This is a genomic window from Acinetobacter sp. 40AMC3-4 (assembly GCF_049898185.1).
Taxonomy (GTDB): domain Bacteria; phylum Pseudomonadota; class Gammaproteobacteria; order Pseudomonadales; family Moraxellaceae; genus Acinetobacter.
The window spans coordinates 80,044-98,402 of sequence record NZ_JAFCXG010000001.1 but is presented as its reverse complement, the minus strand read 5'-3'; the positions used below and the strand labels follow the sequence as shown (position 1 = coordinate 98,402).

Annotated in this window: 13 protein-coding genes; 9 read left to right on the top strand and 4 right to left on the bottom strand. The window is 38.9% G+C overall.

Translation table 11 applies throughout. The features are described 5' to 3' along the window. Positions 1 to 96 precede the first annotated feature (96 nt). The 4 genes from icmH to tssH are packed head-to-tail and all read right to left on the bottom strand — an operon-like array spanning position 97 to position 6,112. Positions 97 to 909, bottom strand: coding sequence for a type IVB secretion system protein IcmH/DotU (gene icmH, locus ACP7BU_RS00410; RefSeq protein WP_005107023.1), 813 nt, complete (start codon positions 907 to 909; stop codon positions 97 to 99). Between the two features lie 8 nt (positions 910 to 917). Further along, positions 918 to 2,282: a type VI secretion system baseplate subunit TssK gene (gene tssK, locus ACP7BU_RS00405; RefSeq protein WP_005107022.1), complete on the bottom strand. Its 1,365-nt coding sequence runs from the start codon at positions 2,280 to 2,282 to the stop codon at positions 918 to 920. Positions 2,283 to 2,290: 8 nt separating this feature from the next. Next, positions 2,291 to 3,394: a type VI secretion system protein TssA gene (tssA, locus tag ACP7BU_RS00400; RefSeq protein ID WP_425878337.1), complete on the bottom strand. Its 1,104-nt coding sequence runs from the start codon at positions 3,392 to 3,394 to the stop codon at positions 2,291 to 2,293. 51 nt (positions 3,395 to 3,445) lie between these two features. Then, positions 3,446 to 6,112: a type VI secretion system ATPase TssH gene (tssH, locus tag ACP7BU_RS00395; RefSeq protein WP_425878339.1), complete on the bottom strand. Its 2,667-nt coding sequence runs from the start codon at positions 6,110 to 6,112 to the stop codon at positions 3,446 to 3,448. Between the two features lie 349 nt (positions 6,113 to 6,461). Here tssH and ACP7BU_RS00390 point away from each other — a divergent pair, with 349 nt between their 5' ends. The 9 genes from ACP7BU_RS00390 to tssM all read left to right on the top strand — a co-directional run bounded on the left by ACP7BU_RS00390 (position 6,462) and on the right by tssM (position 18,327). After that, positions 6,462 to 7,145 (top strand): hypothetical protein, encoded by a 684-nt coding sequence (locus ACP7BU_RS00390; protein WP_005107019.1) that lies wholly within the window; start codon positions 6,462 to 6,464, stop codon positions 7,143 to 7,145. A 14-nt stretch (positions 7,146 to 7,159) separates the two neighbouring features. After that, positions 7,160 to 7,669, top strand: coding sequence for a type VI secretion system contractile sheath small subunit (gene tssB, locus ACP7BU_RS00385; RefSeq protein ID WP_180087331.1), 510 nt, complete (start codon positions 7,160 to 7,162; stop codon positions 7,667 to 7,669). Further along, positions 7,656 to 9,137 (top strand): type VI secretion system contractile sheath large subunit, encoded by a 1,482-nt coding sequence (gene tssC, locus ACP7BU_RS00380; protein ID WP_312327151.1) that lies wholly within the window; start codon positions 7,656 to 7,658, stop codon positions 9,135 to 9,137. The genes tssB and tssC overlap by 14 nt, the downstream gene beginning before the upstream one ends. A gap of 51 nt (positions 9,138 to 9,188) precedes the next feature. Next, on the top strand, positions 9,189 to 9,692 hold the full coding sequence (locus tag ACP7BU_RS00375; RefSeq protein ID WP_005107016.1) for an Hcp family type VI secretion system effector: 504 nt from the start codon (positions 9,189 to 9,191) through the stop codon (positions 9,690 to 9,692). Between the two features lie 75 nt (positions 9,693 to 9,767). Next, a complete protein-coding gene (tssE, locus tag ACP7BU_RS00370) occupies positions 9,768 to 10,259 on the top strand; it encodes a type VI secretion system baseplate subunit TssE (RefSeq protein ID WP_005246466.1) in 492 nt (163 codons plus the stop codon). Continuing rightward, positions 10,256 to 12,064 carry a type VI secretion system baseplate subunit TssF gene (tssF, locus tag ACP7BU_RS00365; RefSeq protein WP_425878342.1) on the top strand — a complete coding sequence of 603 codons (1,809 nt, stop codon included), beginning with the start codon at positions 10,256 to 10,258 and terminating at the stop codon, positions 12,062 to 12,064. Before tssE ends, tssF begins: the two co-directional genes overlap by 4 nt. Beyond that, the gene (gene tssG, locus ACP7BU_RS00360) at positions 12,028 to 13,023 is read left to right on the top strand and encodes a type VI secretion system baseplate subunit TssG (protein WP_425878344.1); all 996 of its coding nucleotides are present in this window, start codon (positions 12,028 to 12,030) and stop codon (positions 13,021 to 13,023) included. Before tssF ends, tssG begins: the two co-directional genes overlap by 37 nt. Beyond that, entirely contained in the window at positions 13,020 to 14,459 is a 1,440-nt protein-coding gene (locus tag ACP7BU_RS00355; RefSeq protein WP_425878346.1) for a hypothetical protein, read from the top strand. Before tssG ends, ACP7BU_RS00355 begins: the two co-directional genes overlap by 4 nt. A 34-nt stretch (positions 14,460 to 14,493) precedes the next feature. Then, complete coding sequence (gene tssM / locus ACP7BU_RS00350; RefSeq protein WP_425878348.1) at positions 14,494 to 18,327, top strand: type VI secretion system membrane subunit TssM; 3,834 nt, start codon at positions 14,494 to 14,496, stop codon at positions 18,325 to 18,327. The last annotated feature ends 32 nt before the right edge of the window (positions 18,328 to 18,359 follow it).

Below are 18,359 nucleotides of genomic sequence, written 5' to 3'. Positions count from 1 at the left end.
AAATTTTTTTTTATTCATCGATATAAATTTTCCAACGGCGTCATTTTTTAAGTCTTTATTTTTATAAGTGTCCATCATATTTATTTGAAAATTGAGTTAGGGTAAATGAATCGTAATATAGGCTTGTTCAGCAGGCGCGCTAATCAAATTTTGATATTGAGAAAAAACAGCAGCTTGTTCTGTTGACAAGGCATATTTAAAAACCACAAAGCTGATCACGGCAAATAATAATAAAAATATCAGAATCCAGAAAAATGGTAATTCACGATGGATAATATGTCGGATTTGATCTGGAATTGCTGAAAAAGGAGAAAAAGCAACTTTTTTACCCTTGAGATAATCAATCTGATCTCCGATACGAGCAATCAGACTATTTAAATGCTCAATAGATTCAATTCGATATTTTCCATGGAATCCCAATAAAAGGCAATAATGATATACCTCTAATACTGCCAGACGTTGCTTATCTTTATGGCGTATTTCTTCCAGATATTCAAAGAAGCGATAACCTGCAAGTTGTGAACCAAAAAGGCTTAACTGCAAGGGACTGATCATCCAGGAATTTTGCAGATCAAAAAATCGCTCATCCTGTTGGGTGACAATTGTTTCATCTATTAAAGCGCAATAGGCATATTTTGCATCTTGAATATCTTCAGCTGAAAATTGCATCTGGCGTGCCTGATGTTCAAAACTTTTCAACATCTCCAGAATTTTTTCACGGAAAGACTCTATATTTACAGGGACATAGTGATTTTTTAACAGGAAAACAATATAGAAGCCGTCATGCAGTAAATCTACCAGACTATTCGTAGAGGTAGGGTAGGTTTCTACAGGTTGCATGGCTGTATAATCTACTCCGATTTGATCGCCATCAAAGAGTGAAAGAGGAGTGTTAGAGATTGTATTCATTAATATTTTTATCCATTCATGACAGCAATAAGTTCAATCGCGATATCCTGAAAGCCATTCGGGATATAAACACAAATCGATTCTGAATCCAGCATGCGCTGATACAGTTCATTATTGGGTTCAATCTCAAAATAATGAACGCCGGAACGTACCGGAATTGCAGTAGGCACCTGCATGAGATGCTGAACGGGTACAGCCGGTAAAGCTGCAACCACGCGCTGTTCTACATCTATAGTACTACCAATTTTAAAACGGATCGGAACATAGGCAATCAAGTCATGTGCAGGCATAACACTACTTGATACAGCAAGATATAACCGCGTATTGTGACTGATCTTATCGGTCTCCAGACTGCCAAACCAATAGGATGGGCGAGTTTCTTTTAAGCTGATACTGATATATCGATTCGAAATAATTGTATCGAGTAAATCTCTGAGAATAATATCCAGCTGATTGAAGCTGTCGTATAGATGATGATGCTGATACTGCGGCAATTGATCAATGTCATAGGCTGTTGAAAAGGTAAGTAGGGAACCACTGAGTCTTAAAAGTTCCGCATATAGCCGTTCCGGATGAATTTGTGGATACTGCAAAATATGATTTAAGGTTGCATAAGCAGTATTTAAGGCATTCACCAGCCAGAAAGAGACAATATCCCCAGAACGAAATTCAATCAGTTTCTGTTCGTTTTCACGGTTATTGGATTGAATCGTTTTAATCTTGGCCCGGATGATATTCAAAGTTCGCTTTAAATTGTCTAGCAGATATTCACAGGCCTGAATATGTAAAATTGGAGGAATGAATTTATGATCAAAAATAAAATTTCCAGAACTTTGTCGTTTGATTTGAGCAACCGGAAGATATAAATAACCATCCAGAGGCTGCTGAGGTTCTTGGCCAACTTCAAAAAGTTTAAATTCTGCCCGACGGCGTAACAGGGTGATCTCTGCAGTAGTGGCATCGGTGAATAAATCATGGGTCGAGATTAAATGTGAGTGATAACGACTAGATTGAGTGTTTTCGACATGACTTACATTTTGCTTGTTCGGCTGTAGCATTGGCAAAGCCAAATAAATTTGCATTTCACCACGCAGGTTTAAGGTATCCAGTTGTACAGGTTCTGGTAATAAATCCTGTGCAGGCGCCTGATAAATTTCACCATCTTGCCAGATCATTTCAATTTTACTTAATGCCAATATATGCATATTGAATTGAGCTTCATCAAATTGAATGGACTGGATCCCGTGAGCAAAAGGAAATGTCGCCCGAATCATATGACTCAAGCGTTGCTCATGATAGGCATCCTGTAATTGAAAATGTTGCGGTCTTAAAAATAGACCTTCGCCCCACAGTACTTTTTCTGCTTTAAACATTTTAATATTTACCACTCATTCTTGGATTCATCATTGGCATATATACCCAGTAATTCATGTACGTTTTCGATCGGATTCTCGTTCTTGATTACTTGAGCCAGCCATTCATGTAATGGCATCTGACTCCATTTAATCGTCTTTTGCAGCATGTAGCTCACTGGACTATGCGGTTCATGAGATTGAAAATATCGAGCGATGTCTTGTAATAACTGCATGGCCTGTTGACGGTTGGCCAGATGGTTTTGGGCTTGAGGTCGAAATTCTTGTATATTTTCAGGCGAGGTATTCATCACTATTATTTCAGGTATTTTGAGAGTGCCGAATTGCGGTGTATTTATTTGATCCTGAGATATTGAAGAAATATCAGTTTTATAAATGCGCTTAATACTGGAGAAGATCGATTCAAGTTGAGAATCTGTGCTCGCGTAACTCGGTGCATTTAGACCCAGTAAATGATCCAGTGTATTTTTAAGATACAGCCATTGGGTCTGAATCTCGAGAAGAAAACCTTCATTCTGGCTTAAAACTGTTTGAGAAGTTTTCAGCAACGATTGCTCAAAATGCTCCAAATCCTGAACAGTATTATTTTCAGAGTAGTCATCTTGCTGTTGTTTGAGTTTAATATTGCGTTGATGTAAGAATGCCTCATAATCACCTAAATTATAAAAAGGCGCAGAGCTGACCAAAGGCATCTGTTTCATCAGCATTGGCAGTTGCGTAATCAAACCTTGTAATAATCCAAAACGTTGATCAAGATCATCCTCTTCGATTTGAGGATGTAACGTGAACCAGTATCGCTCAAGGCTTTGCTGGGTCAACTCTAATCCTCGAGCAATTCCTTCAAAACCATAGAGATGACTCCAAGCTTCTATAAGCCAGGTATATAGACGGATATCCTTGGTTTTTTCAGTTAATAATTCAATCGTTTTATCATGTACAAGTTGCCAATCGGCCTGTTTTGGTTCCGAGACCCAGTCACCTTGCTCCAATAAAGGATCATCACGAGTTCTGGCCTTGTTAATCACATGAAAATCATTTGAAAATGAATAGTCCACACCGCACGGCTGATCGACTGAAATGTCTTGCAATAAATATTCAAATTCCAGGCTCATCTTTATTCCAATTATTATATTTTATTTGTTTTTATTTTTAGGTTACTTCAACTAGGCAGCATCTGCTTTATTGCTTTTAGAACGTACTTTTTGCGCTATTTTAACTTTCGGATCTACGCTATAAGAAATTTCATCATTCTTGATCTCAATGTGAATCAGTTTAGGAATCTTTCCCTCACTCATGGTTCTCAATATTTCTGTAGCCAAAGCAGGCAATACTGAAGCATTTAAAATATGATCAATATTGCGCGCACCACTATCAACCTCGGTACATCGGCTGAGCAGAAGTTCGAGCAAGTCCCCACTATAAGTGACCTGGGTGACATATTGCTGCTGAATGCGTCGGGTAATTTTCCCCAGTTTATGCTGAATAATCTGGATCAATAGCTCATCGTGTAAAGGATAATAAGGCACAATCTGCATACGCCCTAAAAATGCCGGTTTAAATTGCTGATATAAACTTGGTTTGAGCAGTTCAATTAATCTATTTGCATCCGGCCAGTTTTCGACGGGTTGATTTAAACAGGCCTGCATAATGGCACTAGAACCGGCATTTGAAGTTAATAAGATTGTCGTATTTTTAAAATCAATCAGCCGACCTTCGCTATCTTCCAGCATGCCTTTATCAAAGACCTGATAAAATAATTCCTGCACATCAGAATGAGCTTTTTCGATTTCATCCAGTAAAATCACACTATAAGGATTACGACGCACTGCTTCAGTCAACACACCACCTTGACCATAACCGACATAACCTGGAGGAGCACCTTTTAAGGAAGACACGGTATGTGCTTCCTGATATTCCGATATATTGATCGTGATCAGATGCGACTCACCTCCATACAATTCTTGAGCCAAGGCCAGGGCAGTTTCAGTTTTTCCCACACCGCTTGGACCAAGCAATAAAAATACACCTTGTGGTTTGTTCGGATCATCCAGTTTTGCTTTAGATGTTTTAATACCTTGGACCAGTTGATGCAAAGCAAAGTCCTGACCCATCACACGCTGCGATAATTTATCTTGGAGTTTTAAGACCTGTCGAATTTCATCATTCATCATTTTACCGACTGGAATTCCGGTCCAGTCAGAAATGATCTGATGAATCATAGGGACTGTTACACGCTCGAACACAAGTGGGTGATCAGCCTGAATCTGGGTCAAACGCTGCTGTAATACTTTAATTTTATTTTTATTTTCAATTTTTTTGGATTGAACCTGTAATAATTTTATTTCCTGAACCAGTTGAAGTTCTTGCTGCCATTGCAGGCTTATCTGAGAAATTTCTTGTTCCAAATTTGAAATATTTTCTGATAATTCAATTAAACGTGTCTGATGACACGGAAAATTTTGATGCTCCTGATTTAAAATCTCATGTTCAAGCCGAAGATTATGCAGCTGCGCCTGTAACTGGTCTAACTTTGCAGGTTGTGCATTTTGGCTCAAAGCAACTCGTGCCGCGGCTGTATCTAATACACTAATGGCCTTATCCGGTAATTTCCGTCCACTGATATAACGATGCGAGTTACGTACCGCAGCAGCAATTGCTGCATCATCAATCTGCAACTGAAAATGCTGAGTCATGACCGGAATCATGGCACGCAACATATCGATGGCGACTTCCTCAGTAGGTTCTTCTACCTTTACTACCTGAAAACGGCGGCTAAGCGCAGCATCTTTTTCAAAGTATTGTTTGTACTCCGCCCAAGTGGTAGCGGCGATAGTACGCAGTTCTCCTCGTGCCAAAGCTGGTTTTAACAGATTGGCGGCATCATTCTGACCAGCCTGACCACCTGCACCAATCAGCGTATGGGCTTCATCAATAAACAGGATAATAGGATAACTGCAGGACTGAACTTCTTGAATGATTTTCTTCAGGCGATTCTCAAACTCGCCTTTTACACTGGCACCTGCTTGTAATAAGCCCAGATCCAATACATGAAGTTCTACATTTTTGAGTACATCAGGTACCTGATCATTCACAATTTTCAGGGCCAATCCTTCTACTACAGCAGTCTTACCGACTCCCGGATCGCCGGTAAGTATGGGATTGTTCTGATGACGGCGCATCAGAATATCCAGCATCAAACGGATTTCAAACTCACGACCGATCACCGGGTCGATTTGGCCTTGGCGTGCTTTTTCAGTCAGATTAATGGTGTATTGATCGAGTGCCAGTGTTTTATTTAATTTTAGCTGTGCGTTAGGTGAATCTTCTTTTACCTTAGTAAGCTGAGCATAGCTCGGGTTTTCAATACTCTGCTCGCAGAGCTCCAAAAAATGATGTTTGAGATGATCAATTGGAAATAGCTCAAATAAAGTAGAAGCACGAATCGTCATTTGATATAGATCAGGTGCAGTGAGCAGGGCAACCAGTAAATGTCCGCTGCGGATCATCGGATTCTGTTCTGCTGAAGCCAAAAGCCAGGCATGTTCTAATGCACGAATAATGGATTTGGCAAAGATAGGCGTACGAGAATTGCCTTTAGTCATTTGCTGAATGCTCTGATTCAGATCATGGGTTAGATCATCTTCGGAAATTTTATACTTTTTGAGCAATAATTTGAGATCGTTCAGGTCTGGCTGCTGTAGCAATTCTAAGAGAAAATGCTCAATTTCGATTTCATAATTTCGCTGTTTGATGCAGAAATTCGCTGATTTCTCAAGGCATAGGCGTGCATGCTCAGATAATTTTGTAATCAAAATTTTTAAATTACTCATATTTTTCTCTTTTAGAATATACAGCCTGATGTTTTTGGAATTTATAGCTATATATTTGTTATTATTAGGTTTATTTTTATTTATTTAAGTTTTTCTATGAGCAATCAAGATATATTGGCTCAAGATTTTTGACATATTCTACTCAAGTCTATCCAAATGTCTGCATTCATTGGTCGGAATCTTACCATTTTAAAAATTACATAAAATAATTTAACAAAAACGCATTTATGTATTGACTTCCTGTGATAATTTTTTGTTAAATCCGCAACTAGATTTTTGAATTATAAAAATAGAAAAATAAATTTTGATTATAAAAATATAAAACAATAACCAAAAATTGAGGCTTATTTTGAAAAATAATCTAGGTTTTATTGTATTGCTCATCTCAGGGATGGCGCAGCTATGTTTTGCTCAAACCCATGCAGCAGAATTAAAAAAATCATGTATCAAGAGCTATCCACAAGCAAAAAATGATACTGATTCAACTATCATTGATTTATACCAGCAGTTATGCGACAAGACAGCAAGAAAAAATATGCATCTGCAGCAGCAATTGTCTACCCAAATTGCCAAACGCTATGTTGAAGTCGGTGATCATCTGAAAGCGCTCAATTTAATCGAGCAATTACATCAGCAAAATTACATTCATCAGAATTTAACTGATCTGAAATTCCTGGCAGGGATCGGGATCTCTTCCCAAAGCCTAGAACAGATGCGTAGTACAGAAGTCCGTGCCTTAAATGACTTTACCTACCCACAGGCCAAATCGCTGACTGAACATATTTATCTGGCACAGCCTGTAGCAAAATTTTCTGAATCTGCATCAACGACGGCGCGGAATTCAAAAGTAAAAAATACTAAAAATAAACCAAATAACCCAGTAAAACAAAGCCTAAGTCAAAACAAAAATAAAGTATCGAAAAGCAATCTAAAAAATAATACGGCTGCTATCAGTAATAAAAAAACAGAAAGTATCAGTACACGAACCCACACTCCTAGTACTAATCCATTTGGATCATTAAATAATAATTAATAAGGAAAATCATGATGGCTAAACGTGAAAGTGTACAAAAAAAATTACAGCGTATTCGACCACCACGGGTGCAATTGACCTACGATGTTGAGGTAGGTGATGGCCGTGAAGTCAAAGAGTTACCTTTTGTAGTGGGAGTTTTGGGAGATTTTTCAGCAGCGTCTGAACTTGAAAAAACCAAGCTCAAAGATAAAAAATTTATCAATGTAGACTTGGAAAATATTGATGAGGTGATGCAGTCTCTGGCGCCTCGTGCCAGTTTTCAGGTGGAAAATAGTTTGACTGAAGAGAGTGGTAAAATATCAGTAGATTTGGTTTTTAATGCAATGGATGATTTTCGGCCAGAACAGGTAGTCCAACAAGTCGAACCTTTGCGAAAACTGGTAGAAGCACGAGAACGTTTAACTGATTTACGCAATAAAATATCCAATAATGAACGTCTAGAAGATTTACTGGATGATATTTTAAAAAATACCGACCAAATCCGTAAAATGAGTATGGAGGCAGACAATGAATCACTCTAATGCTGCAACTACCACGAATGTTGCTATTGAAGAATACTCAATTCTGGACTCTATTGTTGAACGTAGTCGAATTGCGCGTAATGAAGAAGAACATGATCGGGCCAAAAGTTTGATTGGTGAGTTGGCCAAGGAAGTCATGGCCGGTACCGTTATAGTTTCAGACAATATGACCTTGGCTTTGGATAAACGCATTGCAGAAATTGATGCGCTTATTTCTACCCAGCTGAGCAAGATCATGCATCACGAGCAGTTTCAAAAAGTTGAGTCCACCTGGCGAGGGCTGTATTACTTTTGTCAGGAAACGCCATCACACTCTTTAATTAAAATTCGTATGTTGAATACGACCAAAAAAGAATTGATTAAAGATTTTCAAAGTGCCAGCGACTTTGATCAAAGTACTCTATTTAAAAAAATCTATGAAGAAGAATATGGTTCATTTGGCGGTGCGCCTTATGCGACCCTCATTGGTGACTTTGAGTTTGATCGCACACCTTCAGACCTGTATTTGCTCGAGCAGATTTCACATGTAGCATCAGCGGCACATGCACCGTTTCTCTCAGCTGCAAGTCCTTCCATGTTCGGATTGGAAACTTTTACTGATATTGATCGCCCACGCGATGTTTCTAAAATTTTTGAAACAGCTGAATATGTGCAATGGCGTTCATTCCGGGAAAGTGATGATGCTCGTTATCTGGCATTGACTATTCCACGAGTATTAGGCCGTTTACCTTATCATCCTAAAGATGGCAATACGACAGCAGGCTTTAACTATGTAGAAGAAGTTTCAGGTGAAAATCATAATGAATACCTGTGGATGAATGCTGCTTATGCTTTGGGGACGCGTTTAACCAATGCCTTTGATATGCATGGCTGGTGTGCTGCGATTCGTGGGGTTGAGGGTGGCGGTTTGGTCGAAGGTCTGCCAGTGCATACCTTTAAAACCAATGATGGAGAAATCATATTTAAGTGCCCGACTGAAATTGCGATTACGGACCGTCGTGAAAAAGAACTCAGTGATCTTGGCTTTATTCCATTAGTACATTGTAAAAATACCGATTATGCCGCGTTCTTCGGTGCCCAATCTATCCAAAAACCAAAGAAATATGATAACGATATTGCCAATGCCAATTCCGCATTATCCAGTCAGATACAGTACATTATGGCAGTCTCGCGAATCGCTCATTATTTAAAAGCAATGATGCGAGATAAGGTGGGAAGTTTTACATCTGCAGGAAATGTCGAAGCATTTCTAAACGACTGGCTGTCTCAATATGTACTTTTGGATGATGGCGCTTCACAGGAAGCCAAAGCACAGTATCCACTGCGTGAAGCTTCGATAAAAGTTGTAGAAAATCCGGCTGAACCTGGACATTACAAATCTGTGGTCTTTTTGAGACCGCATTTTCAGTTAGACGAGTTGTCTGTATCTTTACGACTGGTCACTGAGTTACCGCAGTCGAGTCATTAAGACCGCTGCTAAAATTATAAGAATATTTATAACAACAGGAAAATTATTAAAATGAAAGACATTTACATCCAGTTTCGTGGCAAATATAAAGTTGATGGTGAATCTCGTGATTCAGAACATAAAAGCTGGCTAGAAGCAAATTCCTGGTCGCACAACATTCGTCAGCCAAAATCTGCCACATCTTCCAGTGTAGGCGGTCATACCGCAGAACGAGTTGAACATTCCGACATGATTTTTATGAAAGATCTGGATGCAACCAGCCCAAAACTTTGGGAAGCTTGTTCGGCAGGTTATACCTTCGATGAGGTACAAATCGATTTTTATCGTGCTAATGGTGATAAACGCGTTAAATACCTGCAAATTAAATTAAAACATGTGCTGGTTTCTCAGGTCACTCCGACAGTAAATCAAGAAGGCGTTCCAACAGAAGCTTTTGGTTTGAAATATGCAGCAGTTGAGTGGACGTATAATCAGCAAGATATTAATGGTACACAAAAGGGTGCCGTGACCAAGAAATGGTCATTATCAAATAATACTGCTTCTTATGCAGCGTAATTTGATCTTTTAGAGGTTGGTCTTGATCAGCCTCTCTGATATTTATAAAAATAAATAAAATTAGACTATAACAATATGAATTTGGATCAGCTTTATCCTTACGGATTTAGAACAACATTATTTGACCGTCTATTGTCTCAGGATATTCAATGTTCTCAAGGCCTTTCTTTACAGGCTTTGAGAGAGTCAGTGGCTGCCGATCTGGAAGATTTATTAAATAGCCGTATGGTTAATCTGGATGCGATGGTTAATGGTTATGATCAGGTCAAACGTTCAATTCTTCAATTTGGCATCATTGATTTTGTGGGGCTCTCAACAGCGAATCCAATGGAACGGGATAAAATCTGCCGCTCGATTGAACAGTCTATTCACGCGCACGAACCTCGTTTAAAGCAGGTTAAAGTCGAGATGCTGATGGATGAGCATAACAGGGGAAGTCTTTGTCTCAGTATTCATGCATTCTTAAATATTTATCCCCTATATGAACCGGTAATTTTTGACGCATTCCTCAAGCCTACTACGCAACAATACGTAATTTTGTCTAAAACATCAGCAGGTGTGCTGTGATCGAAGAATTATTACCTTATTACGAAAAGCAATTACAGGAATTTGGGCAACAATCACGAGAGTTTGCCAATAAATACCCAAAAATTGCCCAACGCCTTTCGTTGAATCAAGAGCAGATTGATGATCCGCATATCGAAAGACTGATTCAGGCATTTTCCCTGATTTCTGCCCGGATCGATAAGAAACTGCACGATAGTTATGAAGTATTTACACGTGCTATTTTTGAGGTGATGTTTCCACAGTACCTTAAACCTTTTCCAGCATGTTCAGTGGTCAGTTTTGACGATGCCATTAAAATCCGACAGCTTAAAAGTAGCCAGCAGATTCCCAAGCAAACTGTATTAAAATCAAAAAGTATCCGTGGGGTACAGTGTGAGTATCGTACGACAAACCAGGTTAATTTATTACCAATCGCCTTAAAATCTGTTAATTTTAAAACGCATGCTTCGACTCATGTTCATTTAAATCGAAATGCAGCCTTGAGCTTTGGTTTTGAAATTTTTAACCAGCAGCAGCGACTGTTGGAACAACAAAAATTACCTATTTATCTGGATGCAATTTCCAGCTTTCCATTGCAAGTACTAGATTGTATTTTTAAGCCAGAGACTGGTTTTTCTGTAATAGTACAGAATCAAGAGATTGATATTCAAAATCCATTTGAACTAATGGGATTTACTGAAGCGGAAAGTGCGCTCCCAGTTGATCAACATACTCATCATGCCTATCGTTTATTAATCGAGTATTTTTGCTTTCCAGAAAAATTTAATTTTCTTAACCTCAATCTGAGTTTTTTAAGAGAATTAAATATAGAAACCGCAGAATTTGAGCTACACATTCATTTTAAAATAAATCTGAATGATCAAGCTATGATCAGAAATTATTCAGAATTAAATAGCGCTAATTTCAAATTATTTGCGACACCAGTTATAAATTTATTCCCTAAACAGGCTGAGCCACAAAAAATTGATCATCTGCGCCTGGAATATTCATTAATAAGTGATGTACATCATCCTGAATATTTTCAGGTATATGCGATCACCGAAATGAAGTTATTGAGAGAGAAACGCGAGAACAGTCAAAAAACTTATCCCGTATTACCTTTTTTTGCCATGAGTCATTATCATCAGGCTGATGCTCAATTTTATTATCACCTGTTGCCCGAGCAAAGTAATACCAAGCATACAGAACTGAAATATTCGATTATTTCCAAATCTTTAGAACCACAAAAAATTTCATCAGACTTTATCAGTATGCAGTTGTTATGCAGCAATCGGGATTTACCTTATGAAAGTTATAACAAAGATCAGAATAACTTATCTCTCAATGACAATAGTTTGGCACGTAAAGCCATATTATTAAAAAGACCCAATTTACCTTATTGTTTTGATCAAAAGCAGCAAGAACAGTGGCGAATTATCTCGCATTTATCATTGAATAATCTTTCTTTAATGAAAGCAAATGCAGTCAGTCACATTAAGGAATTACTTGAACTGTATAACTTGCCGCAATCCAAAGACAACCGGCTAATTATTAATTCAATTCAATCGATCCAGTTTTCTCTGAGCCAGAAGTTGCGTGAGCATAAACCATTTCCACTTTTTGTACGGGGTGTCAAAGTTGAAATCCAGATCGATCCAGAAGTCTTTAGAGGAGCCAGTCTATATATCTTTGTGCAACTTTTAAATCATATTTTTAATTTGAAAGTTCAAATGAATAGTTATGTGGATATGCACGTCATAGATTCAAAGTCAAAACAGGAGTTATACCAATGCATACAGAATGTTGGTGGCAAAAGGCTTCTGTAGTTGATCGGCTCTTTCAGCAGCCGACCAGCTTTGAATTTATTCAAGCCACGCGATTATTAAGACATGCACCTGCACGGAACAGACATCAAGGATGGAGTAAATCATTTGAATTTATTAGTTCACTCAATCTTAATTTTCCAACTTCTGAAATTGAATCATTGCAATGTCAAGATCATAAAGTTCAGATGACCAATTTAATCGTGGGGTTGACTGGCGTACAGGGCGTATTGCCTTATATCTATACAAATAAAATTAAACAGAGTACCGGGGCACACCGAGAAGAAAGCTTACACTTTCTCGGACTGTTTAATCATAAATTGTCTGCACAATATGTCGATGCCTGTCTGAATTATCATTTACCACTGCGTTATGAAATTGAGCATGAAAATCATTATCTAAACATGCTTCATGCTTTGAGTGGCTATAGCGGTCAACAACATGAACAGCAACCTATAGATGACTATTTTGCTGAGTTTTCAGGCTTGATGCAGGGGCAAAATAATACCCATTATGCGTTAAGCAGCATATTGTCTAGTATTTTTAAATATCAATTTAAGATTAATGAGTTTATTCCGGAAAGCTTTCAACTGGATGATCAGCAAAAAAGCGGTTTGGGAGCTTTGCAACCAGTTTTACTGGGAATCAACAGCTTCTGTGGAGAGACCATTCAGCAAATTGATGAAAAAATTGAAATCGTCATTGGTCCATTAAAACGTGAAGACTATATAAATTTTTTATCTGAAGGAATACATAGCGCCAAATTGAAACAGTTACTTCAAACCTGGTGTAGCCCGACCATGTTAGTGGATCTTCGGTTGATTCTAGACAAAGATGAATTATGCCCAGCCCAACTTGGAGAAGTACATTCGATGGGGCTAGCCAGAGGAGCTTTATTAATGCTGAATCCGGCAATCCACAATGCGGAAACCTGCTATAGCCTGATAGGAAAAATGTCATGATTAAGCGTATTATTCAGACTTTTATAGTTTTATCCGTTTTAAACAATGTTCTTGTCATTTATTACTGGCGAGATACTCAATACGATCCATCAAATATTGATTTCCTATTATATTTTGGCATTTTACCTTTGTTAATTTGCTTATTGTTATTAACACCTTATTTTATTTATAAAGCTGTAAAATCCTATAAACAAAGACAGCAAGAACAAAAGGATAGGGCTCATAAATCTCTTCAAGCACAACAGCAAGAATTAGAAAATAAAGAAGAATTGGATCAAGCGATTGAGGATTACACGCTCAATATTTTTTCAGCTGCCGCTTGGCACAGTTTTGGCGAAAATGCAGAGATCTTGCAGCACATGAAGCAGTTCAAGAGTCCTGAGCTGGACTCAGAACTGCTAAATCGTTTTGGTCTACCTATATTGACATATCGCATTCATTCTGTGGACCGCTTACTTGAAGAAAACAGAACTAATGAAGAAATGCTTCCGACATTACGGGAACAACGAATTCAACAGTTGATTCAACAACAACTCCAACAGCATCAAGAAAGTCTGAGCTTAATTTCGGAACAGTTAAAACGTTCAGCACTATTTTATGATCACGAACTGGCTTATCAATATCGAATGCATCCGGGATGGATACAGGAAAACTACTGTGAAGATGAAGAAAATATTGCCTCTAATCCAACAGCAGCAAGTCGATTAAATAGGCTGAATCTGCATATTTTATTGGTGGATCATATGACTGGGGATTGGAGTGATCTCTATCAAGAGCAGCTTATAAGTCAAATTCAACAAAAATATGCATTGCTGCCTGCCCAAATTCATATCGAGTTTCATTTCCTGTCTGCTGATCGTGCTTATTCAGCCTTACTAGATTTAGTACAGGAAATTTCAGGTCAATCATATGAGATCAGCCTGATCATTATGGCGGATTCTGAAATTGATCAGGATTATCTAGATCAGCAATTTTGGAAAAATGAAGACTATATTGCTGCGGAATATACAGCTAGCTGGTGTTTATCCCCACATGACTTGGAAGTTGAAGGTATGATGCCTTCACGAATATTGACTCTCAGCAAGCACGTCACTGACCTGTATGCATATTTGGGTCAGCATCAGGTTAATCTATCCTCTCAGATGGAACAGGCATATCCTTTTTTAGTGTTATTAGACGACACTACCCAACCTAAAATAATGAAAAAAATACAAGAAAAATTTACGAATATTGATTTTGAGCCGGAGCATACCATTTATCCTCAAAGCTATTTGGGGCATACCCAATATTTGGCAGCAGTTTTCGCAGCAATGTTGTCATCACATTTATACTGCAATGTCGTTACAATAAGCTACAGCACACAACAAGAATCAAGCTATTTATGTTTTAAAAATAAAGAAAGTGATCAACTGAATGAAATCTCATTAGTAGCCTAACTATTTATAAAAATTAAAGAAAAAAGGGATAAAAGTGAATACATTATTTTATACAGTCTTGGGGCATGTCTGGCAGTACCTTAGTAACCCTAAAACAATGATGGCCTTATCCTTTTTAGTGGTCATTCTTTCCATAAAAAATACGGTTTCTGATCGTATTTCCTGGATATTGCTGACGGTCTATGTTGCCATATTAATAGGCTGGGGGATTTATACACTTATCCGGCGTTATCGGCATGCTAAAAAGGGCAAAGAAATCGCAACCGTCTTATCTCAAAGTTCCACAGCTGAAAGCAAATACAATAATAAAGAAGAACTTCAGCTGATCAGTCAGCAAGTCAAACAATCTATTCAGCTGATTCGTAAGTCAAAATTAGGCGATCGTAAGGGTCACGCGGCACTGTATGAACTTCCTTGGTATATGGTCATCGGTAATCCGGCGGGTGGGAAAAGCTCGGCGATTTATCATTCTGGTTTGCGGTTTCCTTTTGAAGCAACTCACCAGAAAATGGTCTCTGCTGGACTCAGCGGAACACAAAACTGTGACTGGTTTTTTTCAACTCAGGGTATTTTACTGGATACAGCCGGACGCTATTCAGTCTATCCGGAGGACCATTCTGAATGGTTAGGCTTTTTAAATATTCTCAAGAAAAATCGTTCTAAAGTGCCAGTGAATGGTCTTATTGTGATCGTAAGTATCGCTGAGCTGGTCAACCAGAGTCCGGAGAAATCTCTACAACTGGCCAAGAACCTGCGTGCCCGTATCCAAGACCTGACTGAACGTCTAGAAGTTTTTGCGCCAGTTTATTTGGTATTTTCCAAGATGGACCTGATTGCCGGCTTCACGGAATTTTTTGATTGTTATCAAGGACAAGAATTGGATCAGGTTTGGGGCGCAACGTTGGCTTATCAACCAGACTCGAGTGCAAATGCTGTTCAGCTATTTGAAAAGCATTATGGCATTTTATATGAGGGTCTGAAAAATGTAAGTATGACCCATTTAACCCGTCGGCATTCACAGCATATTTCACCCAGTGTAATGACCTTTCCACTGGAATTTAAGAGTCTCAAACCGGTATTAAGAACCTTTATTTCCACTTTATTTCAAGACAATCCTTATCAGTTTAAACCGGTTTTTCGTGGATTTTATTTTACCAGCGCCTTACAGGAAGGCTCCATTGAAAGTCCAATGACAGAACAGATTGCTGAGGACTTTCATCTGATCCGCAGCGATAATCATGATCTTGGCCTGTCTAAAGAGTCTGTATCACAGAATCATGGTTATTTTCTGAAAGGTTTATTTTCTGAAGTGATTCTTAAAGATAAAAATCTGGTGAAGCAGCATATTAATCCGGCACGAAAACACCGACGCTTTATGGCTTTTACTGGTGCTTTACTTACTGTATCGATGGTGTTGAGTCTGTGGGTGTGGTCTTATCGAAATAATCAGCAATTAATGGAAGAAGTTCAGGCGGACCTGAATAAGGTCGTACAGATGCAGAAACAGTCAGGAACGGAGCTGGTCACACAAATCGATGCATTATTAATTTTGCAAGCTCATCTACAACAGTTAGATCAATTTGATCAGAAGCGTCCATTCAAATACAGTTTTGGTCTATATCAAGGACAACAGATCAGGGAGAAACTGCAAGCTGAATATCTGAAAGGAATTGAGCAATTAGTATTGCAGCCTAGTCAGCAAAATATTGCAGAATATCTGCAACGGGTAAAAAGCAATGCAGCAGTTCTTAAAGAAAATCATATTCATGTGCAAATTCATCCGACTGCACAAGTTCAGCAACTCGCATTAGAACCATCCGACCAAAGTCCGCAAGATGCTTATAATGCACTTAAAACATATCTGATGTTGAGCAACCGTAAATCTATAGATTCCAGTCATCTCAGTGATCAGTTGACACGCTTCTGGCGGACTTGGTTAGATCAGCATCGTGGTCAGCTGCCACGTGCTGAAATGCTGCAAAAGGCCGAGCAGTTACTCAGCTATGCCATGACAATGACAGGTTCGAGTTTATTCCCCCAGCTGGATTCCGATACTGTTCTGGTTGAACAGACTCGCCAGGTTTTAACCGCAATGACGACCGGAGTGTCTGCACGAGATCGTGTATATAACGACATTAAAATGCGTGCTTCGGTACGTTTTCCTGTATTAACGATCAAACAGATGGTCGGGGAGAATGCTCAGACAACCATGTTGGGAAGTTATGCCTTACCCGGTTTTTATAGCTATCAAGCCTGGAACGAATATGTACAACCTGCGATAGACACTGCAGCGCAAAGACCAACTGAAAGTAAAGATTGGGTACTCAATACGTCACAATCTGATGATTTGAGTTTTAGTGGCAGTCCTGAACAAATTCGACGCCAGCTGACTGAAATGTATAAAAAAGAATATATCAGCGAATGGCGTAAATTCTTGGGTGCCATTTATTATGCCAAGGTCGGTGACTTTAATCAGCAAACATATCAGATAGATATTCTTGGCGAACCAGAAAACTCACCGATTCGTAAAGTCATACAACGGGTAGCGCAAGAAACCAGCTGGGATAATCCAATGGTACAAGCTGAGTTGGCGGTTCCACAAAAAGGTTTTATTGCCTGGTTTAAACGCAAGATATTGCAACGTCATGATGGCAAGTTGGCACAGAATTCTGCATCGACTTTCTCTCAGGGGATGATTGCCAAAGACTTTCAGATCTTCTACCAGATTGTACGTACACGAGATGATTTGCAGAACCGGTCGCTGCTAGATGAGTATATGCAATCTCTCGCCAAGATACGGAGTCGCTTTAATGATCTCAAAAGTTCTGGAGATATTGGTCCGGCGAGCATGCTGCTCCTTAAACAGACCATTGATGAACAGAATTCTATCTTCAATATTACCCAAAAGTTTGTGGATGAGAAAATGTCGGTAGGAACCCATGAGCTGGATCAACAGCTGATTAAAAAGTTGTTTAGTGTTCCTCTCACACGTTCCTTTGAAAGTCTGATGCTTCCGGCACAAGCTGAAATGAACGAACTCTGGCTAATACAGGCCTATCAACCATTTAATGCAAATTTATCGCAAAAATATCCGTTTAGCAGTCAAGGTAGCTTACAGGCAACCTCTCAAGAAATTAATCAGATTTTTGGTGAAAATGGCAGTATTTCCCGTTTTGTCAAAGAGCATCTTGATCCCTTAGTGATCCGTCGTGGCTATAGCTTAAGCTCGAAAACCTGGCAAGATTTAGGGCTTAATCTAAATCCTGTGTTTGTTGCAAACTTTCAAAATTATGTCGCGCCTGTGAATGGTATGGCAACTGGTGAGTTAAATAATACCAGTCGTCAGGCAGTGAGACCCAATCAATCTAATTTCCAGTTTTACCCACTGGAACAGGCTCATTTATTGGCTTATACCATTGATATTGATGGACAAAGAATGCTATTTGAAAACGGAATTCAACAATGGGTGAATTTTATCTGGCCAAATTCCGGCGCAATTCCAGGCGCACGGATCACGGTGATTGATTTGGAAGGGAAGACCCATACCATTTTTGATGAGCCTGGGGAATATGGAATCAATCGTTTGATTGATAGTGCTCAGCGTACACAAAAAGGCAATATTTTTGAGATGGTCTGGCGCAGTAAAGAGAATCCTGAACTATTTGTGAAGACCAATTTTCGTTTGGTGAGTGGAAATAATGCAAGTTCTATCGGAAGTAATCCAAGTTATAGCAATTTACAGTTGGTGGATCAGGTTGTTTCGAATAAAGCAGTAAGAGTGATCGCAGCTCAGAATACGACGATGTCAGGAAAAACTGCTCAGACATCTACCACGGCTGCTGCAAACACAGGAACTTCAGCGCCATGACATTCATCAATCAATCTCGAATAGACATTTAT